34 protein-coding genes are annotated in these 22,690 nt (G+C 55.9%); all 34 read right to left on the reverse strand.

Features of this window, described 5'->3' with window-relative positions:
• Window positions 1-197: 197 nt before the first annotated feature.
• Window positions 198-1,556, reverse strand: coding sequence for a phosphoglucosamine mutase (gene glmM / locus VVR27_RS00150; RefSeq protein ID WP_368546573.1), 1,359 nt, complete (start codon window positions 1,554-1,556; stop codon window positions 198-200).
• Between the two features lie 25 nt (window positions 1,557-1,581).
• Window positions 1,582-2,658 (reverse strand): polyphosphate kinase 2, encoded by a 1,077-nt coding sequence (ppk2, locus tag VVR27_RS00155; protein ID WP_346872134.1) that lies wholly within the window; start codon window positions 2,656-2,658, stop codon window positions 1,582-1,584.
• A gap of 198 nt (window positions 2,659-2,856) precedes the next feature.
• The gene (gene rpsI / locus VVR27_RS00160; protein ID WP_237202252.1) at window positions 2,857-3,345 is read right to left on the reverse strand and encodes a 30S ribosomal protein S9; all 489 of its coding nucleotides are present in this window, start codon (window positions 3,343-3,345) and stop codon (window positions 2,857-2,859) included.
• A gap of 35 nt (window positions 3,346-3,380) precedes the next feature.
• Window positions 3,381-3,824 carry a 50S ribosomal protein L13 gene (gene rplM, locus VVR27_RS00165; protein ID WP_237202253.1) on the reverse strand — a complete coding sequence of 148 codons (444 nt, stop codon included), beginning with the start codon at window positions 3,822-3,824 and terminating at the stop codon, window positions 3,381-3,383.
• Window positions 3,825-4,119: 295 nt separating this feature from the next.
• A complete protein-coding gene (gene truA, locus VVR27_RS00170; RefSeq protein ID WP_368546574.1) occupies window positions 4,120-5,076 on the reverse strand; it encodes a tRNA pseudouridine(38-40) synthase TruA in 957 nt (318 codons plus the stop codon).
• A 257-nt stretch (window positions 5,077-5,333) separates the two neighbouring features.
• A complete protein-coding gene (gene rplQ, locus VVR27_RS00175; protein WP_368546575.1) occupies window positions 5,334-6,029 on the reverse strand; it encodes a 50S ribosomal protein L17 in 696 nt (231 codons plus the stop codon).
• A gap of 99 nt (window positions 6,030-6,128) precedes the next feature.
• Entirely contained in the window at window positions 6,129-7,124 is a 996-nt protein-coding gene (locus VVR27_RS00180) for a DNA-directed RNA polymerase subunit alpha (RefSeq protein WP_251379229.1), read from the reverse strand.
• A gap of 149 nt (window positions 7,125-7,273) precedes the next feature.
• Window positions 7,274-7,678, reverse strand: a complete 405-nt coding sequence (gene rpsK / locus VVR27_RS00185) for a 30S ribosomal protein S11 (protein ID WP_237202257.1) — start codon at window positions 7,676-7,678, stop codon at window positions 7,274-7,276.
• Window positions 7,679-7,749: 71 nt separating this feature from the next.
• Complete coding sequence (gene rpsM, locus VVR27_RS00190; RefSeq protein WP_251379230.1) at window positions 7,750-8,118, reverse strand: 30S ribosomal protein S13; 369 nt, start codon at window positions 8,116-8,118, stop codon at window positions 7,750-7,752.
• A gap of 163 nt (window positions 8,119-8,281) precedes the next feature.
• A complete protein-coding gene (rpmJ, locus tag VVR27_RS00195; protein WP_004005257.1) occupies window positions 8,282-8,395 on the reverse strand; it encodes a 50S ribosomal protein L36 in 114 nt (37 codons plus the stop codon).
• A gap of 139 nt (window positions 8,396-8,534) precedes the next feature.
• Window positions 8,535-8,756 (reverse strand): translation initiation factor IF-1, encoded by a 222-nt coding sequence (gene infA, locus VVR27_RS00200; protein ID WP_083090737.1) that lies wholly within the window; start codon window positions 8,754-8,756, stop codon window positions 8,535-8,537.
• A gap of 210 nt (window positions 8,757-8,966) precedes the next feature.
• Complete coding sequence (gene rlmN, locus VVR27_RS00205) at window positions 8,967-10,151, reverse strand: 23S rRNA (adenine(2503)-C(2))-methyltransferase RlmN (protein ID WP_368546576.1); 1,185 nt, start codon at window positions 10,149-10,151, stop codon at window positions 8,967-8,969.
• Between the two features lie 59 nt (window positions 10,152-10,210).
• Window positions 10,211-11,044: a type I methionyl aminopeptidase gene (gene map / locus VVR27_RS00210; protein ID WP_368546577.1), complete on the reverse strand. Its 834-nt coding sequence runs from the start codon at window positions 11,042-11,044 to the stop codon at window positions 10,211-10,213.
• 108 nt (window positions 11,045-11,152) lie between these two features.
• Entirely contained in the window at window positions 11,153-11,716 is a 564-nt protein-coding gene (locus VVR27_RS00215; protein WP_251379233.1) for an adenylate kinase, read from the reverse strand.
• A complete protein-coding gene (gene secY / locus VVR27_RS00220; RefSeq protein WP_251379234.1) occupies window positions 11,713-13,023 on the reverse strand; it encodes a preprotein translocase subunit SecY in 1,311 nt (436 codons plus the stop codon). The genes VVR27_RS00215 and secY overlap by 4 nt, the downstream gene beginning before the upstream one ends.
• 258 nt (window positions 13,024-13,281) lie before the next feature.
• Entirely contained in the window at window positions 13,282-13,740 is a 459-nt protein-coding gene (gene rplO / locus VVR27_RS00225; RefSeq protein WP_368546578.1) for a 50S ribosomal protein L15, read from the reverse strand.
• A gap of 2 nt (window positions 13,741-13,742) precedes the next feature.
• Window positions 13,743-13,952: a 50S ribosomal protein L30 gene (rpmD, locus tag VVR27_RS00230; protein WP_251379236.1), complete on the reverse strand. Its 210-nt coding sequence runs from the start codon at window positions 13,950-13,952 to the stop codon at window positions 13,743-13,745.
• Complete coding sequence (gene rpsE, locus VVR27_RS00235) at window positions 13,952-14,656, reverse strand: 30S ribosomal protein S5 (protein ID WP_368546579.1); 705 nt, start codon at window positions 14,654-14,656, stop codon at window positions 13,952-13,954. The genes rpmD and rpsE overlap by 1 nt, the downstream gene beginning before the upstream one ends.
• Window positions 14,656-15,015: a 50S ribosomal protein L18 gene (gene rplR, locus VVR27_RS00240; protein WP_237202265.1), complete on the reverse strand. Its 360-nt coding sequence runs from the start codon at window positions 15,013-15,015 to the stop codon at window positions 14,656-14,658. The genes rpsE and rplR overlap by 1 nt, the downstream gene beginning before the upstream one ends.
• A gap of 2 nt (window positions 15,016-15,017) precedes the next feature.
• Complete coding sequence (rplF, locus tag VVR27_RS00245) at window positions 15,018-15,554, reverse strand: 50S ribosomal protein L6 (RefSeq protein WP_251379237.1); 537 nt, start codon at window positions 15,552-15,554, stop codon at window positions 15,018-15,020.
• A 25-nt stretch (window positions 15,555-15,579) separates the two neighbouring features.
• Window positions 15,580-15,978, reverse strand: coding sequence for a 30S ribosomal protein S8 (gene rpsH, locus VVR27_RS00250; RefSeq protein ID WP_346872141.1), 399 nt, complete (start codon window positions 15,976-15,978; stop codon window positions 15,580-15,582).
• 69 nt (window positions 15,979-16,047) lie between these two features.
• Complete coding sequence (rplE, locus tag VVR27_RS00255) at window positions 16,048-16,608, reverse strand: 50S ribosomal protein L5 (RefSeq protein ID WP_346872142.1); 561 nt, start codon at window positions 16,606-16,608, stop codon at window positions 16,048-16,050.
• On the reverse strand, window positions 16,608-16,943 hold the full coding sequence (rplX, locus tag VVR27_RS00260) for a 50S ribosomal protein L24 (RefSeq protein WP_251379239.1): 336 nt from the start codon (window positions 16,941-16,943) through the stop codon (window positions 16,608-16,610). Before rplX ends, rplE begins: the two co-directional genes overlap by 1 nt.
• 3 nt (window positions 16,944-16,946) lie before the next feature.
• Window positions 16,947-17,318, reverse strand: coding sequence for a 50S ribosomal protein L14 (rplN, locus tag VVR27_RS00265; RefSeq protein ID WP_237202270.1), 372 nt, complete (start codon window positions 17,316-17,318; stop codon window positions 16,947-16,949).
• Window positions 17,319-17,751: 433 nt separating this feature from the next.
• Window positions 17,752-18,024 (reverse strand): 30S ribosomal protein S17, encoded by a 273-nt coding sequence (gene rpsQ, locus VVR27_RS00270; RefSeq protein WP_368546581.1) that lies wholly within the window; start codon window positions 18,022-18,024, stop codon window positions 17,752-17,754.
• A gap of 5 nt (window positions 18,025-18,029) precedes the next feature.
• Window positions 18,030-18,263: a 50S ribosomal protein L29 gene (gene rpmC / locus VVR27_RS00275; RefSeq protein WP_346872143.1), complete on the reverse strand. Its 234-nt coding sequence runs from the start codon at window positions 18,261-18,263 to the stop codon at window positions 18,030-18,032.
• A gap of 3 nt (window positions 18,264-18,266) precedes the next feature.
• Window positions 18,267-18,683 carry a 50S ribosomal protein L16 gene (gene rplP, locus VVR27_RS00280; protein WP_083090722.1) on the reverse strand — a complete coding sequence of 139 codons (417 nt, stop codon included), beginning with the start codon at window positions 18,681-18,683 and terminating at the stop codon, window positions 18,267-18,269.
• Window positions 18,684-19,484 carry a 30S ribosomal protein S3 gene (rpsC, locus tag VVR27_RS00285; RefSeq protein ID WP_251379240.1) on the reverse strand — a complete coding sequence of 267 codons (801 nt, stop codon included), beginning with the start codon at window positions 19,482-19,484 and terminating at the stop codon, window positions 18,684-18,686.
• Window positions 19,485-19,850, reverse strand: coding sequence for a 50S ribosomal protein L22 (rplV, locus tag VVR27_RS00290; protein WP_237202273.1), 366 nt, complete (start codon window positions 19,848-19,850; stop codon window positions 19,485-19,487).
• 63 nt (window positions 19,851-19,913) lie between these two features.
• Window positions 19,914-20,195, reverse strand: a complete 282-nt coding sequence (gene rpsS / locus VVR27_RS00295) for a 30S ribosomal protein S19 (protein WP_083090719.1) — start codon at window positions 20,193-20,195, stop codon at window positions 19,914-19,916.
• Between the two features lie 12 nt (window positions 20,196-20,207).
• A complete protein-coding gene (rplB, locus tag VVR27_RS00300) occupies window positions 20,208-21,044 on the reverse strand; it encodes a 50S ribosomal protein L2 (RefSeq protein ID WP_237202274.1) in 837 nt (278 codons plus the stop codon).
• Between the two features lie 40 nt (window positions 21,045-21,084).
• Complete coding sequence (rplW, locus tag VVR27_RS00305; protein WP_237202275.1) at window positions 21,085-21,390, reverse strand: 50S ribosomal protein L23; 306 nt, start codon at window positions 21,388-21,390, stop codon at window positions 21,085-21,087.
• Window positions 21,390-22,013 carry a 50S ribosomal protein L4 gene (gene rplD / locus VVR27_RS00310; RefSeq protein ID WP_251379241.1) on the reverse strand — a complete coding sequence of 208 codons (624 nt, stop codon included), beginning with the start codon at window positions 22,011-22,013 and terminating at the stop codon, window positions 21,390-21,392. The genes rplW and rplD overlap by 1 nt, the downstream gene beginning before the upstream one ends.
• A gap of 6 nt (window positions 22,014-22,019) precedes the next feature.
• Window positions 22,020-22,676, reverse strand: coding sequence for a 50S ribosomal protein L3 (gene rplC, locus VVR27_RS00315; RefSeq protein WP_237202277.1), 657 nt, complete (start codon window positions 22,674-22,676; stop codon window positions 22,020-22,022).
• Window positions 22,677-22,690 lie beyond the last annotated feature (14 nt).

Here is a 22,690-nt window from a genome sequence, read left to right on the forward strand (position 1 = left end):
AAATCTACTAAACACTCTGTATAGACAAAGAAAACAATACTTAGAGTGGAGTACACCTATTTTACTCCCCGGCACTTTCTTTTAAACATGAGCTTTTCTGCTATTTTTTCACACCTGTTAGATAGGTTTAGATAGGTCATACACAAAGCGCTCACCCTCGTAAAGAGGATGAGCGCTGTAATTGATGAATCTACGGGCTAAATAGCTAGTTCTTTGGCAACGACGGCAGCTAGTGCTTCAGCAGTTGCATCTGCGATGTCCTGCGTCTGGGCTTCCACCATAACGCGGACCAGCGGCTCGGTACCGGAAGGGCGCAGGAGCACCCGGCCTGTATCCCCCAGCTCAGCTTCAGCATCGCGAATAGCCTGTTGTAGAATCTCATTGCCCTGTACGCCTGCGCGGTTCACGCCCTTGACGTTGATGAGGCGCTGGGGCGTTGCCTGCATGCGGTTGGCCAGCTCAGATAGCGGCAGGCCGGTGCGTACTAGCTCTGCTGCAATATGCAGACCGGTTAGTACCCCGTCACCGGTCGTAGCGTAGTCGCTCATAATGACGTGACCGGACTGCTCACCACCCAGGTTAAAGCCGTTAGCGTTCATAGCTTCCAGCACGTAGCGGTCTCCCACCGAAGCACGTTCCAGTTTAATACCGTGTTCCTTGAGGAAAATTTCAAGACCCAGTGAGCTCATGACGGTGGCCACTAGGGTATCGTCCTTGAGTTTTCCGGCGTCCTTCATAGCAAGTGCCAGAATCGACATAATCTGATCGCCGTCCACCAGGTTGCCCTGTTCGTCAACGGCCAAGCAACGGTCAGCATCACCATCATGGGCGATACCTAGGTCAGCTCCCCACTCGACCACAGCTTCCTGTAGCTTCTCGGGGTGGGTTGAGCCCACGCCGTTGTTAATATTAGTGCCATCTGGCTCCGCACCAATCACACGAACCTTAGCGCCGAGGGCGTGGAAGGCATCGGGGGAAACACCCGAGGCAGCACCGTGGGCGCAGTCAAGAACGACCTTAAGGCCGTTAAGACGGCGGTGATCAGGAATGGTTGAGAGCAGGTGGGTGACGTAACGGTCCTCACCGTCAGTCAGGGGCCGGATGCGCCCCACGGCACCGTGAGTTGGGAAACGGAAGTCCTTGCTGCTATAGAGCTCTTCAATAGCATCTTCCAGCGCGTCATCGAGCTTCTTGCCTCCCCGAGCAAGAAACTTAATGCCGTTATCTTCAGCCGCATTGTGAGATGCTGAGATCATGACACCAAAGTCTGCGCCCGTGCTAGCAACAAGGTAGGCAGCCGCAGGCGTAGGCACCAATCCGGCGTCAAGAACATCAACGCCGGAGGAGGCAAAGCCTGCGGTCATCGCCGCACCGATAAACTCACCCGAGATACGGGAGTCATGCGCGATGACTGCCTTGGGGCGAGTTCCATTTTCAACCGTATTGAACCCAAGAACGATAGACGCGGCTTGCGCCAACTCCATTGCTAGAGCTGGGGTAATTAAATCGTTAGCGAGACCGCGAACACCATCGGTTCCGAATAATCTTTGTGACATCACAGACTATTCTACGACGCTTCACCTAGTTTTCTTCTCTTAGTATGGGAAAACCCTCTGGGTTTTCCGGCACATCATCATCCAACACGTCCGAACCCGAACCCACAATCAGTGAGTCAGTGGCGCCTACCAGCGCCGTATCCTTGTTGGGGTAATCGAACTGGTTAAGCACATGACGCATAGCCTCCAGGCGTGCACGCTTCTTGTCGTTGGACTTTACTACCGTCCAGGGGGCGTCCCCGGTATCGGTATAGAAGAACATTGCCTCTTTAGCGGCAGTGTAGTCATCCCATTTATCAAGCGAAGCTAGGTCAGTGGGTGACAGCTTCCACTGACGTACAGGATCTGTGCGGCGGGCATTGAAGCGAGCCAGCTGCTCCGCGCGGGTCACGGAAAACCAGAATTTTATGAGCTTGACCCCGGAATTCACCAGCATGCGCTCTAGCTCAGGCACTTCTCGCATGAACTCGTAGTACTGCTGCGAGGTACAGTAGCCCATGACGCGCTCAACACCTGCCCGGTTGTACCATGAACGGTCCATGAGCACGATTTCACCGCCGGAGGGAAGGTGCTGGATGTAGCGCTGGAAGTACCATTGAGTCTGCTCAATATCGGTTGGTTTCTCCAGTGCAACCACGCGGGCGCCACGCGGGTTGAGATGCTCCATAAAACGCTTGATGGCACCGCCCTTACCAGCAGCATCACGGCCCTCAAAGATAATAAGAATCTTCTGCCCTGTCTCTTTGGCCCACAGCTGCAGCTTAAGAAGCTCGATTTGCAGAGCTCGCTTCTCTTTCTCGTATTCCTTGCGCCCCAGTTTTTCGTCGTAGGGGTAGCCTGCCTTCCAGGCATCTGACTTGGATTCAGAGGAGCCGTTAGTTTTTTTCCTCAGCGATTCCATCTCATCAAGTTCAGCGCTGTAGTCTTCAACCACTGAAACACGGCGGGTTTCTTTAGCTAAAGCGGCTTTCACAGCCTGCTTTTTGGAGTCTTCAGCTGGTAACTGGACTGCCTGAGCGTCTTTGCTTTCCGTCTCAGCGGGGGCGTCTTTGCCCGGTGCGCTCTTAAGGGTCCTAGCGCGGGTGGTATTCGAAGATGCCATGGGCACCCTTTCTCTCATCGGTACCTTGCACCATCATTCTATGGCTCGCATCACCTTGCTCCCACTATTACGCGCACTTAGACCTTTACCCCTGCGCCTGAGGGTTAACCATTTAGCCTTAAAACGAGGCAGCGCCCCACCCGTAGAGGGTGGGACGCTGCCTGTAAGCTGTTGTCGTTGCGTAAGCAACGAAAGTCTTTAGCGCTTAGAGAACTGTGACGCCTTGCGTGCCTTCTTAAGGCCTGCCTTCTTACGTTCGATGACGCGTGCGTCACGGGTAAGGAAGCCAGCCTTCTTGAGGGCGGGGCGGTTGTTCTCGAGATCGATCTCGTTCAGTGCACGAGCAACGCCTAGACGCAGTGCGCCTGCCTGACCGGAGGGGCCACCACCGGAAATGCGTGCGAATACGTCGTAAGCACCTTCGAGCTCGAGGAGCTTGAAGGGATCGTTAACTTCCTGCTGGTGCAGCTTGTTGGGGAAGTAGTTATCGAGTTCGCGACCATTTACGGTCCACTTGCCGGTACCGGGTACCAGACGAACGCGAGCAACAGCTTCCTTACGGCGACCTACAGCCTGACCGCCAACGGTCAGTGCGGGGCGGGGAGCCTTCTCAGCTACGGTTTCTGATGATTCTGAAGTGTAGCTAGTGAGCTCTTCTTCGGTGGTGTACTCTTCGTTCTGAGCCACGATGTCTCCTTTAATAGTTCTTTCGTAGGCCCGAATTACTGGGCAACCTGGTTGAATTCGTAGGTCTTGGGCTGCTGAGCTGAGTGGGGGTGCTCAGAACCGGTGTAGACCTTGAGGTTCTTGAGCTGCTGTGCAGCTAGCTTGTTCTTGGGCAGCATGCCCTTAACAGCCTTTTCTACGGCGCGAACGGGGTTGGTTTCCAACAGTTCGGCGTAGTTTACTGACTTCAGACCACCGGGGTAGCCTGAGTGACGGTATGCGCGCTTCTGTTCAAGCTTCGCACCGGTCAGTGCAACCTTTTCTGCGTTGATGATGATAACTGAGTCACCCATATCAACGTGGGGTGCAAAAGTGGGCTTGTGCTTGCCGCGCAGCAGGATTGCGGTCTGGCTTGCAAGACGGCCGAGAACAACGTCGGAGGCATCAATGATGTGCCACTGGCGGTTGTTATCGCCTGACTTCGGAGTGTAAGTGCGCAAAATTTCGCCTTTTCTCGTTTCGGTAGGGCGCTAGTTGGGTGTCGCGCCTATTTGACTATCTGTGCGTTAGTGGCAGGGTTTGGGTGAGGGCCAAACGCAACTGCACGACCATTCCTCAGACCTCTTGTTCCCCGTTATGTCCTGCAACTAGACCGAAGAACAGGGTACGAAATGAGGGCGGTGTACGCACAACGTATGAAACTATACAGAAAATCTGGCACTTAATCTAGGTGAAGAAGCCTTAAATCCGCCCTCTTTGAGGTAGCTCACCCTTAATAATGACAAGGGTGTAGTTTTAGAGTTCTCTCTTGTTGCGCGCCCGGTCTGCCTGAGCAGCGTATGCCGAGGCAACGGGGTAGGTGATGTGATTGAGAGCGAGCCCGCGAGGTGCAGCTAGCCGTACCTGGGAGTCACGCACAGGGTTTTGGATCCGGCTCAAAAGCCAGGGTAGATCTTTGCTTCTCTCCCCCACCATCACCAGGGAGGCGATGAGAGTTCGCACCATATTATGGCAGAAGGCATCTGCTCTAATGGTTGCCTCAATCAGCCCGTCTTCTTGCCGCTCAAAGCTGAGTTCTCGTAGCTCACGAATTGTGGTTGATCCTTCGCGGGGCTTGCAGAAGGACAGGAAGTCGTGGAGCCCCAGCAGCTCTTGGGCAGCACTGTTCATAAGTTCCAGATCAAGTTCTTTATTAATCTGCCAGGTCAAACCTCGGTAGAGAGGATTGGAGCCATTTTCTTCTTGATTATCCTCAAGGAGGTAGCGGTAGGAGCGCTCTAGGGCTGAGAAGCGGGCGTCAAAACTAGAGGGAACCTCTGCGCAAGCGCTGATAGTAATAGCTTTTTGCAGTAGTCCCTGCAGGCGGGACGGTAGACCCAGCTGTACTTCAGCGTCGGCCAATGCCCGAGAGAGAGATCCGCGCAATTTGCGGCGCAAAGCTCGGGCCGGTGCGTCTTCACTGCGACCGGGGAGTTTCTCCCAGAGGTCAGTGGGGACATTAAAGTGCACCACCTGGTGCAGGGCGTGTACCCCGGCGTCCGTGCGCCCGGCAACCGTGGTGTAGATGGGCTGGCGGAAAATGAGGGCCAGAGCCTCTTCAAGAACACTTTGAACGGTAACCAGCCCAGGCTGTTTGGCCCAGCCGGCAAAGGGGGTACCGTCATAGGCAAAGTCGACGCGGACCCGCATGCTCGGCTTGAATTCAGCCGGCAAAGACTCCGTTGCTGCGGCTCCCAAGGGATGGTGGTTCACGGTGCTCCTGGTCAGTCGTATTAGTTTCGCACTTACTTTACCGGTTTTGTGCTGTAATATATCGGGCGCCTGCTGGTCCGGGGTTGGGGTGAATCACAGCCGGTGCAGGTTTTCCGAGCTTGCGCGACAACTTGCATCAGCTGTGAGAGGGTCAGCAGGTATCCGTGACCCTGCAGCATATTAAACACAGAAAATGGTGGCCCTCCCCAATTTGGGAAGAGCCACCAGTTAATCGACCGGAGTGCGTCTCTAAGAGATTACTCGGAGATGGTCTGTGCTGCTACACCACCAGCAGGTGCGTAACCTGCTGCTTCAGCTGATTCCTTGGTGTCGAACCAGATTTCAGCCTGAGTGTTCGCGTACCAGCGTGAGCCAGGTACGTGGTACTTCATGGAGCCAGCGTTACCCTTGATTCCGAAGCCCTCAGGAGCTTCGCCGTTCTCGAGTGCTGCTGCTGCGCCTGCGGGCAGGTCGGTTGAAGTAGCTTCGGTAGCGGTCTCAACGGGTGCTGCTGCAACGGGTGCTACCTTTTCAGCGGCGGGTGCTGCTGCTTCGGTTACTGCGGTTGCTTCAGCTACTGCTGCCTTGGCACCCATGGGCTCCATCACGAGCTCGATAACTGCCATGGGAGCGTTGTCGCCCTTGCGGTTACCGATCTTAGTGATTCGGGTGTAGCCACCGGGGCGCTCTGCCATTGCGGGTGCAATGACGGTGAACAGCTCGTGGACCACGGTCTTGTTGCCGATGGAGCGTAGGACACGGCGACGTGCGTTGAGGTCACCCTTCTTAGCGAAGGTGATGAGACGCTCAGCGACGGGGCGCATGCGCTTTGCCTTGGTCAGGGTGGTGGTGATGCGCTTGTGCTCAAAGAGCTGCTGAGACAGGTTGTTCAGCATGATGCGCTCATGGGTCGGTGATCCGCCGAGGCGGGGACCCTTAGTGGGAGTAGGCATAATTTATTCTCCTGTTTGCCGTTCCTGCACCCGTACCAGGTAGTGCGGGAACCAAAGATGTTTGACGGGTGTAACGCTTACGCGTTGACTGCCGGTGTCTTAGTAGTCGCTGCCGTAGCTGTCGTCGTCCTGCAGGCGTGATGCCAGGTCCATTCCCGCGGGTGAATCCTTGAGGGAGAGGCCAAGCTCAGTGAGCTTTGCTTTGACTTCGTCGATGGACTTGGCACCGAAGTTGCGGATGTCCATGAGGTCTGCTTCGCTGCGAGTCACGAGTTCACCCACGGTGTGGATGCCTTCGCGCTTGAGGCAGTTGTAGGAGCGAACGGTCATGTCCAGGTCTTCGATGGGCAGAGCGAGATCTGCTGCCATTGACTCGTCAGCGGGTGACGGGCCAACTTCGATACCTTCTGCTGCGGTGTTCAGTTCACGGGCTAGGCCGAAGAGCTCAACTAGGGTGTTACCTGCTGATGCTACTGCGTCGCGGGGAGCGATTGCTTCCTTAGTTTCGACGTCCAAAGTCAGGGAGTCGAAGTCGGTGCGCTGCTCAACACGGGTTGCGCTAACACGGAAGGTGACCTTCAGAACGGGTGAGTAGATGGAGTCAACCGGGATACGGCCAATCTCGGCATCGCCTGACTTGTTCTGAGCTGCCGAAACGTAGCCGCGGCCGCGTTCGATGGTCAGTTCCGCGTTGAAGTTAGCGCGGTTGTTGAGGGTTGCGATGTGGAGATCCGGGTTGTGGATCTCTACGCCTGCAGGCACCTCGATGTCGGCTGCGGTGAGTTCACCTTCGCCCTGCTTGCGCAGGTAGGCGATGACGGGCTCGTCATTCTCTGAGGAGACTGAGAGCTTCTTGATGTTCAAGATGATCTCGGTGACGTCCTCGGTGACGCCTTCTACGGTGCTAAATTCGTGCAGCACACCATCGATGCGGATGCTGGTAACAGCAGCGCCGGGGATGGAGGATAGAAGGGTGCGACGGAGTGAGTTGCCCAGGGTGTAGCCGAAGCCGGGCTCGAGGGGCTCGATGGTGAAGCGTGAACGGTTTTCCGATACGTATTCTTCACGCAGGATGGGGCGCTGTGCAATGAGCACTTTGTTTCCTTTCGGTGAGCATCCGCTATATGAGCTCACAGGTTGGGAAAAACGTGTGAGGAAGCAGACGAAGCAGTCTGTTCATTGACCTCAAACCGTGTGGTTTGAGGTCTCCCGATAAATCGGGACGCGTCCTGTGGACGAGCGGCTTAGACGTGGCGGCGCTTCGGGGGGCGGCAGCCGTTGTGTGCAACGGGGGTGACGTCCTGAATTGAGCCAACTTCGAGGCCGGTAGCCTGCAGTGAGCGGATAGCGGTTTCGCGACCGGGGCCGGGGCCCTTGACGAATACGTCTACCTTACGTACACCGTGCTCCTGAGCGCGCTTTGCAGCGGTTTCGGCAGCCATCTGAGCAGCGTAGGGGGTTGACTTACGTGAACCCTTGAAGCCCATTTCACCTGCTGATGACCAGGAGATAACAGCACCTGAAGGATCGGTGATCGATACGATGGTGTTGTTAAAGGTTGATTTGATGTGCGCCTGACCGGCGACAATGTTCTTAGATACCTTGCGGCGGCCGGTCTTGCGGGCCGCTGCGCGAGTCTTGGGAGGCATTTTTGATTCTCCTACAAAGTTTTGGTTGAAGTGTTGGTCTTACTGAACGGGCAAGACTGAGGCAACACTGTTTACTTCTTCTTACCTGCGACGGTACGCTTCGGACCCTTACGGGTACGTGCGTTGGTCTTGGTGCGCTGGCCGTGTACGGGAAGGCCACGGCGGTGACGCAGACCCTGGTAGCTACCGATTTCAACCTTGCGGCGGATATCTGCAGCAACCTCGCGGCGAAGGTCACCTTCAACCTTGTAGTTACCTTCGATGAAGTCACGAAGTGCTACGAGCTGCGAATCGTCAAGGTCCTTGACGCGGATGTTGGGGTCAACACCGGTTGCAGCGAGAGCTTCTTTTGCACGGGTCTTACCCACGCCGTAGATGTAAGTGAGAGCAATCTCCACGCGCTTTTCGCGGGGAATATCGACTCCAGCGAGACGTGCCATAGTTGGCTTCTCCTTGCTTTCGCAGAGGTCTGTGACATCACTGCCCGCAATTCTTTGCGGTCCCCGGCCTCTGTGCCCGAGGGTATCCTAGGTTTTCCTAGGAGCGGTGCCATTTTTCAGTTATTTCCGCACCTTTCGGCGCGGTGTTCAGCGTTCTAGGGATTTAGCCCTGACGCTGCTTGTGGCGCGGGTTTTCGCAGATCACCATGACCACACCGTGACGGCGGATCACTTTGCACTTATCGCAGATCGGCTTAACGCTCGGCTTGACCTTCATCGCATTCCTTTGCGTTGATTTTCAGCTATTGCTTTGGACGGGCGGGGTAAGAGGTTCTGCGTCCCGCAAGCGGGTGGTAGAACTGTTTACCCCTTTTACACGGCGCAAACACCACGCGCTGGTGGTGTTTGGTTGGTGTTTATTTGTAGCGGTAGACGATACGACCGCGTGAGAGGTCGTAGGGGCTCAGCTCGACCACTACTCGGTCCTCAGGCAGGATTCGAATGTAGTGCTGACGCATCTTGCCTGAGATGTGTGCAAGTACTTTGTGTCCGTTGTCTAGCTCAACGCGGAATGACGCGTTGGGCAGTGCTTCGACCACGGTACCTTCGATCTCGATGACGCCGTCTTTCTTGGCCATATCCTCCGCTTTACGTTTGTGCTCACAACTTTCGCTGCGGGCAGTTTGTAGTGTTTTTCTGTTGCAACCGTTATCCCGCGCAAGTGCGGGTGCCGGGCGCTTTAAGGCAGGAGCCTTTTGGGCACAGACGACCAACACACAAATATACGCGAAAAAACATTAAATGTTAACGCTTTGCGGCAAAGTTGCTTGACCTCACACTTATGTGGCTTAGTCTTCCTTAGCTGCCAACTGGCCGCAGGCTCCGTCAATGTCACTGCCACGGGTATCGCGCACGGTGACGGGGATACCGTGGGCGCGCAGGCGCTCTACGAAGTTCTGCTCGACGCCCTTACGGGAGGCAGTCCATTTGGAGCCGGGAGTTGGGTTGAGAGGGATGGGGTTAACGTGCACCCAGCCGCGTCCGCGTGAGGCAAGTTTTTTGCCCAGAAGATCGGCGCGCCAGCCCTGGTCATTAATATCGCGAATCAGAGCGTACTCAATAGAGATGCGACGGCCGGTGGTGCGGTAATAGTCGTAGGCAGCATCCAGGGTCTCATCAACCTTCCAGCGCTGGTTGATGGGGATGAGCTCATCACGTAGCTCATCGTCCGGGGCGTGGAGTGAGAGGGCAAGGGTGATGGGTAGTTTTTCCATCTCGAACTTGCGGATGCCGGGAACCAACCCCACGGTGGACATGGTGAGCCCGCGTGCGCTGATACCTAAGCCTTCGGGTGAGGAATCAATGAGGCGGTGTACAGCGCCCATAGTCTGCTTGTAGTTGGCTAGTGCCTCCCCCATGCCCATAAACACGATGTTGGAGACGCGCAGCGGGCGAGTATCCTCAGCTCCGTCTGTTGCCTGCTCTAGACCCTTCATTTCTTTGAGGTAGCGGGCACCGGCTACAACCTGCTCCACGATTTCAGCGGTGGACAGGTTGCGTGTCAGGCCCTGCTGACCGGTGGCGCAGAAGGGGCAGTTCATGCCGCAACCAGCTTGGGATGAGATACACATGGTCACGCGGTTTTCGTAGCGCATGATGACGGACTCCACCAGAGCACCGTCGAAGAGACGGTGGACTACTTTGAGGGTGTCTCCCCCATCAGCTTCAAGGGTGCGGACGGTGGTGAGTAGCTGGGGCATAGCGTCAGCTACCATTTGTTCACGCTCTGCAGCCGGTAGGTCGGTCATGTGGTCAGGCTCAGTGACCAGGCGCTCAAAGTAGTGTTTTGAGAGCTGGGCAGCGCGGAAAGGCTTGTAGCCAAGCTCTGCCAAAAATTCTCGGCGCCCTGCCATGTCGAAGTCAGCGATGTGGCGTGGGGGCTTTCCGCGGCGCGGCGCCTGCAGAATGATCTGGCCTGGCGCGGGCCGGGCGGTTGAGATTTCAACCGAGGTTTTGGTGGAAGTATCAGTCATAGAGTGTCCTGTGAGGTGCAAACGGCTAAGGGCCGGTTAGTGATCGTGGAAGAAAGTATTTAGGCGGGAATGGGTTTAACAGTGACGCCAAGTTTAGAGAGTTCAGAAGCCCCACCGTCCTCTGCGGTGAGAACCCAGATACCCTCGGAGTGAATGGCGATGGAGTGTTCCCATTGGCAGGCGTCCCCGCCGTCTACAGTTTTGATGGTCCAGTCATCCTCCAGGGTAATGGTTTCAATACCACCGGTGGTGAGCATGGGTTCGATAGCTAGCGCCATCCCCTTTTTGAGGCGGGCGCCCAGGTCGCGGGCAGCATAGTTGAGTACATCTGGTGCCATGTGCATGGAGGTACCGATGCCGTGACCCACGAAATCCTCGATGATGCCGTATTTGTCACCGGTTTCCTCGCGGACGTAGTTTTCAATGGCGAACCCGATTTCACCCACCTTTTTAGCGGTAGCAGCAGCTGCGATACCGTGCCAAAGGGCGGCCCGTGTAATCTCTGAAAGCTCGCGGCGAGCCGCCGAGACGTTACCAATGAGAGCGGTTCGGGCGGAGTCACCATGCCAGGTTATACCCTGAGCGTCCTGAACGGTCGCTCCACCGTCGATGGAAATCATGTCTCCATCAGATAGGGTACGCTCCCCCGGGATACCGTGCACCACTTCATCATTGACCGAGGTGCAAACGGTCGCTGGGTAGTCGTAGTAACCCAAGAAGTTCGAGCCCGCGCCGTGTTCTGCAAGCACCCCCCGGAACACACGGTCGAGTTCAGCGGTGCTGACGCCGGGTGCGGCAGCGGCTACAGTAGCGTCCAGGGCACGGGAGGTAATAAGGCCTGCTCGTGCCATGTGGGCCAGCTGGGCATCGGTTTTATACTCGATACGGCGCATAGTTATCTCACTTCTCTTTCTACTCAGGTCAAAAGCCAAGCTGTTCCATTGTGGTTTAAACACCTGTGCCCCCGCAATGACCGGGGGCACAGGTACGAGTAGGAGGCCTTACTTCAGAGCGTCCATGATACGGGTGGTAACCTCATCGATCTCGCCGAGACCGTCAATGGAGGTCACGAGCCCGCGCTCGCTATAAATAGCAACGAGCGGCGCAGTTTCTTCCTCGTATACCTTGAGGCGGTGGCGGATGACCTCTTCGTTGTCATCCGAGCGGCCCTGTTCTGCGGCGCGGCCCAGAAGACGCTGAACCAGCTCTTCGTTATCGGCAACCAGCAAGAGCACCTGGCCGATCTCCTGGCCCATATCGGTCAGGATGTCATCAAGTTCAGAAACCTGAGCTACGTTGCGGGGGTATCCATCCAGCAAGAAGCCATCGGTGCAGTCTTCTTCTGCCAGACGCGCGCGAACCATGCGGTTGGTCACCGAGTCCGGTACTAGGTTACCCTCGTCGATGTAGCCCTTAGCTTCCTTACCCAGCTCAGTTTCTTCCTTGATGTTCTTGCGGAAGATGTCGCCGGTTGAGATGGCAGGGATGTTCAGCTTTTCAGCGATTTTTACAGCCTGGGTGCCTTTACCTGCACCGGGAGGGCCAATGATGAGCAAACGATTCATCGGAGCAATCCTTCGTAGTTGCGTTGTTGGAGTTGAGCGTCAATCTGCTTGATAGTGTCAAGACCGACGCCGATAACGATCAGCAGTGAGGCACCGCCGAGCGGGAAATTCTGGTTAGCATCAAAGAGCACCAGTGCAATGAGCGGAATCAAAGCGAGGACCGCTAGGTAGGTTGCACCGGGCAGGGTAATGCGGTTCAGCACATAGGTGAGGTATTCCTGAGTGGGGCGACCTGCGCGCACGCCCGGAATGAAACCACCATACTTCTTCATATTACCGGCCACTTCTTCTGTATTGAAGGTGATGGAAACGTAGAAATATGCGAACCCAAGGATCATCAAGAAGTACATGATCATGTAGAGGGGGTGATCCCCTGTTATCAGGTAGGTGTTAATCCAGTTGACCCATTCCGGTGGCTGACGCCCGTCAGACGGTGTATTGAACTGGGCAATTAGACCTGGCAGCATCAGCATGGATGAAGCGAAAATCAGTGGGATAACGCCCGCCATGTTGACCTTGAGCGGAATGTAGGTTGAGGTTCCGCCGATAGTCCGGCGGCCCACCATACGCTTAGCGTATTGTACGGGGATACGGCGCTGGGACTGCTCAACGAAAACAACAGCCACAATCACCAGAAGCCCAATGCCCATCACGGCGGCAAAAATCCCCCAGCCCTGGGTCTGCAGAATAGAACCGAAAGCGGTGGGGAAGGACGCTGCGATGGAGGTGAAAATGAGCAAGGACATACCGTTGCCAACACCCTTTTCGGTGATTTGCTCACCCAGCCACATCACGACACCGGTACCTGCGGTCAGGGTCGTAATGATGAGCAGGATGTTCAAAATACCGTCATCCGGAATAATGGGCAGGGTACACCCCTGTAGCAAAGTACCGTTCTGAGCCAGTGTAACGATGGTCGTTGCGTTGAGAACAGCCAGTGCGATGGTGAGGTAGCGGGTGTACTGGGTCAGCTTAGTTTGCCCCTGGGCACCCTCCTCATGCAATTGCTGGAACCTGGGAATTACAACGCGTAGAAGCTGAACAATGATGCTCGCAGTAATGTACGGCATCACGCCCAGGGCAAAAATCGAAAGTTGCAACAGAGCGCCGCCGCTGAAGAGGTTGATCATACCGTAGACACCGCTGGTAGCGGTGATATTCGATAGACACTGTTGCACGTTTCCGTAGGAAATACCGGGGGCAGGAATGAAAACGCCTAACCGATAAATAATGATAATGCCCAGGGTAAACAGCAGCTTGTTGCGCAGGTCGGGGATCGTAAAAGCCCGCCCGAAACCGCTAAGCACATGTCCTCCTGAAAAAGTTTTAGTCTGCCAATGTGCGCTCTAAAGATGGTCTTGAGAGCACCTGCAGTTACACAATCTTCTCAAGTGTAACGCTTATATCTCTTAATTAGCCGGAAACGGGGCAGTTACGCTCGGTGCATAGAACACATTTACCGTTTAAGTAAGGTTAAGCCACCGTTTGTGGGCATTGAGAATGAGAAAGGGGTGCCCCGCGCTGAAGCGCGGGGCACCCCCACCGAAGTCAATCGGTCATCAAGATTACTTGACGGTTACTGAACCGCCAGCTGCCTCAATTTTAGCCTTAGCTGACTCTGAAACCTTGTCAACAGTTACGGTGTAAGCTGCTGAGATTTCACCGGTGCCAAGAACCTTGACGAGTTCGTTCTTGCGAACTGCGCCTGCTGCTACCAGAGCGTCAACGGTGATGTCGCCGCCCTCGGGGAACAGTTCCGCGATGCGTCCCAGGTTAACAACCTGGTACTCGGTGCGGAAGGGGTTCTTGAAGCCGCGGAGCTTGGGAAGGCGCATGTGCAGCGGAAGCTGACCACCTTCGAAGCCGGCGCGAACCTGGTAACGAGCCTTGGTACCCTTGGTACCGCGACCTGCGGTCTTACCCTTTGAGCCTTCACCGCGGCCAACGCGGGTCTTTGCCTTGTGGGCACCCGGTGCGGGGCGCAGATCGTGAATTTTGATAGCGTCGTTATTTTCTACTGCCATCTTTACTTGACCTCCTCAACCTGAATCAGGTGAGCAACGGTGTTGATCATGCCGCAGGTTACAGCGTCAGCAGTGCGAACAACCTTGTTGCCGGGGCGCTTGAGGCCCAAGGAACGGAGGGTGTCGCGCATGTTCTGCTTTTCACCAACGTATGACTTGATCTGGGTGATTTCCAGCTGTGCGTCGCTGGGCTTAATACGCTTACCGGTCATTACGCACCTGCCTTTTCAGACTTGGTGTTCAGCAGGTAGCCGGGGATAACCTCATCCTGGGGCAGACCACGGCGTGCTGCAACAGCTGCGGGCTCTTCGAGCTGGCGAAGTGCTTCAATTGCTGCGTGAACAATGTTGATCTGGTTTGATGAACCCAGTGACTTGGACAGAACATCGTGGATGCCTGCTGCCTCAAGTACGGCGCGGACGGGACCACCGGCGATAACACCGGTACCAGCGGTAGCGGGGCGGAGCATAACTACGCCTGCTGCTGCTTCACCCTGAACGCGGTGAGGAATGGTGCGGCCTTCAATACGGGGAACGCGGAAGAAGTTTTTCTTTGCTTCTTCAACGCCCTTAGAGATAGCTGCGGGAACTTCCTTCGCCTTGCCGTAGCCAACGCCAACCATACCGTTACCGTCACCAACAACGACAAGTGCGGTGAAGCTGAAGCGACGACCACCCTTGACGACCTTGGAGACGCGGTTGATGGTGACAACGCGCTCGATGAACTTGTCCTTCTCTTCTTCGCGACCACGGTTACCACGACGGTCACCGCGCTCACCGCGGTTGCCGCGGCGATCGCCACGGTCGTTGCGGCGCTCTTCGCGCTTCTCGGAAGTTTCAGCGGTAGCTTCTGCGGTAGCTTCTGCGGTAGCTTCAGTCACCTGAGTTTCCTTTTCGTTTACAGTCTGCTCGCTCATTAGAGTGCAAGACCCCCTTCGCGTGCGCCTTCTGCAACTGCTGCGACACGGCCGTGGTACTTATTACCACCGCGGTCGAAGACAACTGCTTCTACGCCAGCAGCCTTGGCACGCTCTGCTACGAGCTCACCAACGCGCTTAGCTTTAGCGGTCTTGTCCATGTCTGAGCCACGGAGTTCTGCTTCCATGGTGGAGGCGTATGCCAGGGTGTGACCCTGAACATCGTCAATCACCTGGACGAACATGTGACGAGCTGAACGGGTTACGGACAGGCGGGGGCGTGTAGCGGTGCCTGAAACGTACTTGCGAACGCGTGCGTGACGGCGTGCGCGCTGTGCTGACTTAGTCTTTACAGCCATTGTTACTTACCAGCCTTTCCGACCTTGCGACGGATCTGCTCGCCTTCGTAGCGAACACCCTTACCCTTGTAGGGATCGGGCTTGCGCAGACCGCGAATGTTAGCTGCAACCTGGCCAACCTGCTGCTTGCTGATACCGGTAACGGTCAGCTTGTTGTTGCCCTCAACAGCGAAGGTGATACCCTCGGGTGCCTTGATGTTGATGGGGTGTGAGTAGCCGAGTGCGAACTCGAGATCTGAGCCCTTCGCCATTACACGGTAACCGGTACCGACGATTTCGAGTTTCTTCGAGTAACCTTCGGTAACACCTACGATCATGTTCTGGATCAGGGTTCGGGTCAGGCCGTGCAGTGAGCGTGAAGCACGCTCATCATTCGGGCGGGAAACGGTGAGAACACCGTCTTCAAGTGCAACGGTGATGGGAGCAGCAACCTCGTGGGTCAGCTCGCCCTTTGCACCCTTAACAGCAACAAGGTTGCCATCAATCTTTACCTCAACGCCGGCAGGAACCGAGATGGGGAGACGTCCAATACGTGACATTCTTCTTCCTTTCTCTTCTTACCGACTACCAGATGTAAGCGACGACTTCGCCGCCCACACCCTTCTTCGAAGCCTGCTTGTCAGTGAGCAGACCTGAAGAGGTGGACAGAATTGCGATACCGAGGCCACCGTGTACCTGAGGCAGGTTGGTGGACTTTGCGTATACACGCAGACCCGGCTTGGAAATACGACGAACACCTACGATGGAGCGTTCGCGTGAGGGGCCGAACTTCAGTTCGAGGGTGAGGGTCTTACCGACCTTTGCTTCCTCTTCCTTGAAATCAGCGATGTAGCCTTCAGCCTTGAGGATCTCGGCGATGCGAGCCTTGAGCTTTGAGTAAGGCATTGACACGGTGTCGTGATGAGCTGAGTTTGCGTTACGCAAACGGGTCAGCATATCTGCGACAGGATCTGTCATAGTCATGGTGGGCTGAGCCCTTCCTCGTTATGGTTTCCTCACCCTGATATAGGGTGCGGACCTACAACGTAGTCGTTACTTAGTCTTGAAGGGGAAACCGAGTGCCTTGAGCAGCGCACGGCCTTCTTCGTCGGTCTTTGCGGTGGTAACCACGGTGATGTCCATACCGCGAACACGGTCGATGGAATCCTGGTCGATTTCGTGGAACATTGACTGTTCGGTGAGACCGAAGGTGTAGTTACCGTTGCCGTCGAACTGGCGATCCGAGAGGCCGCGGAAGTCGCGGATACGGGGAAGTGCAAGGGTGACCAGGCGGTCGAGGAATTCCCACATGCGATCGCCACGGAGGGTGACGTGTGCGCCGATGGGCATACCTTCACGCAGCTTGAACTGTGCGATGGACTTCTTCGCGCGGGTAACTAGCGGCTTCTGACCGGTGATTGCGGTGAGGTCGCGGATAGCACCATCCATGAGCTTCGCGTCCTTGGCAGCTTCACCGACACCCATGTTCACGACGACCTTAACGATCTTCGGGGCCTGCATGGTGTTGGAGTAGTTGAACTCCTCATGCAGTGCCGGGGTGACTACGTCGTTGAACTTAGTCTTAAAACGAGGGGTAATCTTTGCTTCGGTCATTAGATGTCCTTACCCGAGCTCTTGGCGACGCGCACGCGGTTGGTGCGGGTCTTGCCATTGCGCTCTACGGTCTCGAGGCGGTAACCAACGCGGGTCGGCTTCTTGGTCTCGGCATCAACAATCGCAACGTTTGATACGTGGATTGAAGCTTCAACCTTTTCAATGCCGCCGGCTTCGCCGGTCATGGGGTTAGCCTTGTTGTGTTTGGTGACGATTTTTACGCCTTCAACCAGCACACGCTCGGTCTTAGGGAATACCTTAAGAACCTTGCCCTGCTTACCCTTATCTGCACCTGAAATGACCTGTACTAGGTCGCCAGACTTGATTTTAGCCATGAGTTAGAGCACCTCCGGAGCAAGTGAAATGATCTTCATGAACTTCTTGTCGCGCAGTTCGCGGCCAACAGGTCCGAAGATACGGGTGCCACGGGGGTCACCATCGGTGTTCTTGAGAATTACTGCTGAATTCTCATCGAACTTGATGTAGGAGCCGTCTGCACGACGAACTTCCTTCTTGGTGCGAACGACAACCGCCTTTACGACGTCGCCCTTCTTTACGGTACCGCCGGGGATAGCATCCTTAACGGTTGCGACGATGATGTCGCCAATGCCTGCGTAACGACGCTTTGAGCCGCCGAGAACACGGATGGTCAGGATTTCCTTCGCACCGGTGTTGTCAGCAACCTTGAGTCGTGACTCCTGCTGAATCATATTTCTCCTGTCGTCTCGCCGGTTCCGACACACGTATCTTGTGAGCCAGCCTTGCGGAACATTTGTACGGGATGTTGACGCGCCGGTCTCTTAACCTAAAATTCAGGGGAAGAGTTGGCGGACACGCCTGGGATCTGGTCATGCCCCGAACATTTGGACCCGCCTAATGAGCGGGCGAACCCCGCTGAAAAGCGGCATTATGTTGTGGCACGAAAAAATCCGTGGTTGTGCAGGTGCTTGTGTACCCACACAGAACTTCAACTTTATCACAGCATTTTTAGGCTGAATAGGGGGTCAGAGAGCAAAGAAGAGCGTGATTTACGCTGTACTCCCCCATCACATCACTCAGCAGCAAAAGCAGATGGCCCCCACCTACTTTCGTAGGTGGGGGCCATCTTAGCTCTTACAGAGTGAGAACTCGTATGCCTAAGATTTACTTAGCCTTCTCGATGATCTCTACAACGCGCCAGTGCTTTGAAGCAGATAGCGGGCGAGTCTCTGCCAGAAGAACGAGGTCACCGATACCAGCAGTGTTCTGCTCGTCGTGTGCCTTGATCTTCGAGCTACGGCGCAAAACCTTGCCGTACAGTGCGTGCTTCACGCGGTCCTCAACCTCAACGACTACAGTCTTGTCCATTTTGTCGGACACAACGTAGCCGCGGCGAGTCTTGCGGTAGCCGCGCTCTTCAGTCTTTACTTCACTCATGTGATTTAACCTTCGGTTGCGGGACGAATACCGAGCTCGCGTTCGCGAAGCACAGTGTAGATACGTGCGATGTCACGCTTGACCGAACGGATTCGACCGGGGTTTTCAAGCTGACCGGTGGCTGCCTGGAAACGGAGGTTGAACAGTTCCTCCTTCGACTCACGCAGCTTCTCTACCAGATTCTCGTTGGAGAGCTCTGCGAGGTTGTCGATGCTCAGATCCTTTGATCCAACTGCCATTTCTTATTCACCACCTTCGCGACGCACAACACGTGCCTTCATCGGGAGCTTGTGGATTGCGAGGCGCATAGCTTCGCGAGCCACTTCTTCGGATACGCCGGAGAGTTCAAACATGACTCGACCGGGCTTAACGTTTGCGACCCACCATTCGGGTGAACCCTTACCGGAACCCATACGGGTTTCAGCAGGCTTCTTGGTCAGGGGGCGGTCGGGATAAATGTTGATCCAAACCTTACCGCCACGCTTAATGTGGCGGGTCATCGCGATACGTGCAGCTTCAATCTGACGGTTGGTAACGTATGCGGGAGTGAGAGCCTGGATGCCCCACTCACCGAAGGTTACCTCGGTGCCACCCTTTGCCATGCCTGAACGCTTGGGGTGATGCTGCTTGCGGTACTTTACTCGACGGGGAATTAGCATTTATGCCTCACCGTTTTCTGCAGTCTTTGCTTCAGCGGGAGCTGAAGCATTGTCGGAACGACGTTCACGGCGAGGACCACGGTTACCGGTAGGACGACGACGGTCGCCACCGCGGGCGTTGCCGCGACGGTTACCTGCAGCCTGCTGTGCAGCAAGCTCGTTGTCGGTGAGGTCACCCTTGTAGATCCAAACCTTGACGCCGATGCGGCCGAAGGTAGTCTTAGCCTCGAAGAAGCCGTAGTCGATGTTTGCGCGCAGGGTGTGCAGGGGCACACGGCCTTCGCGGTAGAACTCGCTACGTGACATTTCAGCGCCACCCAGACGGCCGGAGCACTGGATACGGATACCCTTAGCACCTGCACGCTGTGCGGACTGGATTGCCTTCTTCATTGCGCGGCGGAAAGCTACGCGTGAAGCGAGCTGCTCTGCGACGCCCTGAGCAACAAGCTGAGCTGACAGATCGGGGTTTGCAACCTCGAGGATGTTCAGCTGGATCTGCTTGTTGGTGAGCTTCTCAAGCTCGCCACGGATACGGTCAGCTTCAGCGCCGCGGCGGCCGATGACGATACCGGGACGTGCGGTGTGGATGTCCACACGAACACGGTCACGGGTACGCTCGATTTCGACCTTAGCGATGCCTGCGCGTTCCATACCCTTAGACAGGAGTTCACGAATCTTTACATCTTCACGAACGAAGTCTGCGTAGCGCTCGCCCTCCTTGGTGGAGTCAGCGAACCACTTGGAGACGTGGTTGGTGGTGATGCCAAGTCGGAAACCGTTGGGGTTGATTTTCTGACCCATTTAGCGGCCCTCCTCCTCTGACGGGGTTGCAACGACCACAGTGATGTGGCTGGTGCGCTTGTTGATGCGGAACGCGCGACCCTGTGCACGAGGCTGAAAACGCTTCATGGTGGGGCCTTCGTTCGCGTATGCTTCGCTGATGAACAGCTCTTCTTCCTTGAAGGGCAGACCCTGCTGGGCTGCCTTCTGGCGAGCGTTTGCAACAGCTGATGCAACGATCTTGTATACCGGTTCTGAAGCACCCTGGGGGGCGAACTTCAAAATCGCCAGAGCCTCTTCCGCCTGCTTACCACGGATAAGGTTGATGACGCGGCGTGCCTTCATAGGCGTAACGCGTACGTAAGACGCAGTTGCCTTGGCTTCCATTGCCTATCTCTCTTTCGTCTATTGCCGAAAGGAAAACGTTTCTAAAAACGGTGTGAACCGTTTCTAGCGACGCTTGCCCTTGCGGTCGTCCTTAACGTGGCCACGGAATGTACGGGTGGGTGCAAACTCGCCGAGTTTGTGCCCAACCATGGACTCAGTGATGAACACGGGTACGTGCTTGCGTCCGTCGTGCACTGCGATGGTGTGTCCGAGCATGTCGGGGATAATCATCGAGCGACGGGACCAAGTCTTGATTACGTTCTTGGTGCCCTTTTCGTTCTGAGCTGCAACCTTTACAAAAAGGTGCTGATCGACGAAAGGACCCTTCTTCAAACTACGAGGCATGTTTCAGGCTCCTTAGCGCTTCTTGCCAGTACGACGGCGACGAACAATGAGCTTGTCGCTTTCCTTGTTGGGGCGACGGGTGCGTCCCTCAGGCTTACCATTGGGGTTAACCGGGTGACGGCCACCGGAGGTCTTGCCTTCACCACCACCGTGGGGGTGGTCAACGGGGTTCATGACAACACCACGAACGGTCGGGCGGATGCCCTTCCAGCGGTTGCGGCCAGCCTTACCCCAGTTGATGTTTGACTGCTCGGCGTTGCCAACCGAACCAACGGTTGCGCGGCAGCGAACATCAACGTTGCGGATTTCACCGGAGGGCAGACGCAGCTGGGCGTACTTGCCTTCCTTAGCGACCAGCTGGATGGATGCGCCAGCTGAGCGGCCCATCTTAGCGCCGCCACCGGGGCGGAGCTCTACAGCGTGAATCACGGTACCAACGGGGATGTTGCGCAGGGGCAGGTTGTTACCGGGCTTGATATCAGCCGAGGGACCTGACTCTACGACGTCGCCCTGTGCCAACTTGTTGGGGGCGATGATGTAACGCTTGGTGCCATCGAAGTAGTGCAGAAGAGCAATACGGGCAGTACGGTTGGGATCGTACTCGATGTGTGCAACGCGTGCGTTGACGCCGTCCTTGTCGTGACGACGGAAGTCGATCAGACGGTACTGGCGCTTGTGGCCACCACCCTTGTGGCGGGTGGTGATGCGGCCGGTGTTGTTACGGCCACCCTTTTTGGGGAGCGGACGAACCAGGGACTTTTCCGGGGTTGAGCGAGTGATTTCTGCGAAATCTGATACGCTCGAACCGCGGCGACCCGGGGTCGTCGGCTTGTGCTTACGAATACCCATTTAGATATTTCTTTCCTTCGCTAAAGTGGTCTCCGGCTGCTTATGCTGCCGGACCGCCGAAGAGGTCGATTGAACCTTCCTTGAGGGTTACAATCGCACGCTTGGTGTCTTTACGAGCACCCCAACCGAAACGGGTGCGCGTACGCTTGCCCTGACGGTTAGCGGTGTTGATGGAAGCAACCTTGACATCGAAAATGCTTTCGATGGCCTGCTTGATTTCCAGCTTGTTTGAGCGGGGGTCTACGAGGAAGGTGTACTTACCTTCATCGAGCTGACCGTAGCTCTTTTCCGAAACGACGGGAGCAATGATCACGTCGCGGGGGTCTTTGAAGTTGGAGACAGTCATTAGTTAGCAGCCTCTTTCTTTGCCTTAGATGCAACAGCGACGAATACGTCGAATGCGTCCTTGGTGAAGATAACGTCATCTGAGATCAGAACATCGTAGGTGTTCAGCTGATCTGCGTAGAGGACGTGAACGTTCTCAAGGTTGCGTGCTGACAGCGCTGAAACGTCGTCCTTGCGGTCGATAACGATCAGAGCGTTCTTGCGGCTGGTGATCTCTGCAATTGCTGCCAGTGCTGCCTTGGTGGAGGGCTTGGTGCCATCAACTAGGGTTTCGACAACGTGGATGCGGTCGTGACGAGCGCGATCCGAGAGAGCGCCGCGCAGTGCAGCTGCAATCATCTTCTTGGGGGTACGCTGTGCGTAGTTACGCGGGGTCGGGCCGTGTACAACGCCGCCACCGGTCATGTGCGGTGCGCGGATTGAGCCCTGACGTGCGCGGCCAGTGCCCTTCTGCTTGAAGGGCTTACGACCTGCACCGGAAACTTCGCCGCGGTTTTTGGTCTTGTGGGTACCCTGACGTGCTGCAGCGAGCTGAGCTACGACAACCTGGTGAAGGAGGGGTACTGATGCCTGCGCGTCAAAAATATCTGCGGGCAGGTCTACCTTTACGGTCTTGACAGCCATGATGTACTAGGCTCCCTTCACAGCGGTGCGAACCAGAACAACGCCGCCCTTAGGACCGGGGATAGCACCCTTGATCAGAAGAACGTTGTTTTCTGCGTCGACACCCTGAATGGTCAGGTTCATGGTGGTGTGGCGTGCAGCGCCCATACGGCCTGCCATGCGCATACCCTTGAACACGCGTGCGGGGTAGGATGCGCCACCGATTGAACCGGGCTTACGGTGGTTCTTGTGTGCACCGTGTGATGCACCAACACCGGAGAAGCCGTGACGCTTCATTACACCGGCAAAGCCTTTACCCTTGGTCTTGCCAACTACGTCAACCTTCTGGCCAGCTTCGAAGAGCTCAACGGTCAGTTCCTGACCGAGTGAGTATTCAGCTGCGTCTGAGGTGCGGAGTTCAACGAGGTGACGGCGAGGAGTTACGCCTGCCTTCTCGAAGTGGCCTGCCAGAGGCTTGGTTACCTTGCGAGCTTCGATGGAACCGAAACCGATCTGGATAGCTTCGTAGCCATCGGTTTCAGCGTTGCGGAGTTGGGTAACAACGTTCGAATCGGCCTTGACGACAGTGACGGGCACGAACTTGCCGTTTTCATCCCAAATCTGGGTCATACCAAGCTTGGTGCCTAGCAGGCCCTTAACCTGGCGCTCGATCTTGTTAGTCATTTAGATGCGATCCT

The organism is Rothia sp. LK2492 (assembly GCF_040946345.1).
GTDB classification, from domain to species: domain Bacteria; phylum Actinomycetota; class Actinomycetes; order Actinomycetales; family Micrococcaceae; genus Rothia; species Rothia endophytica.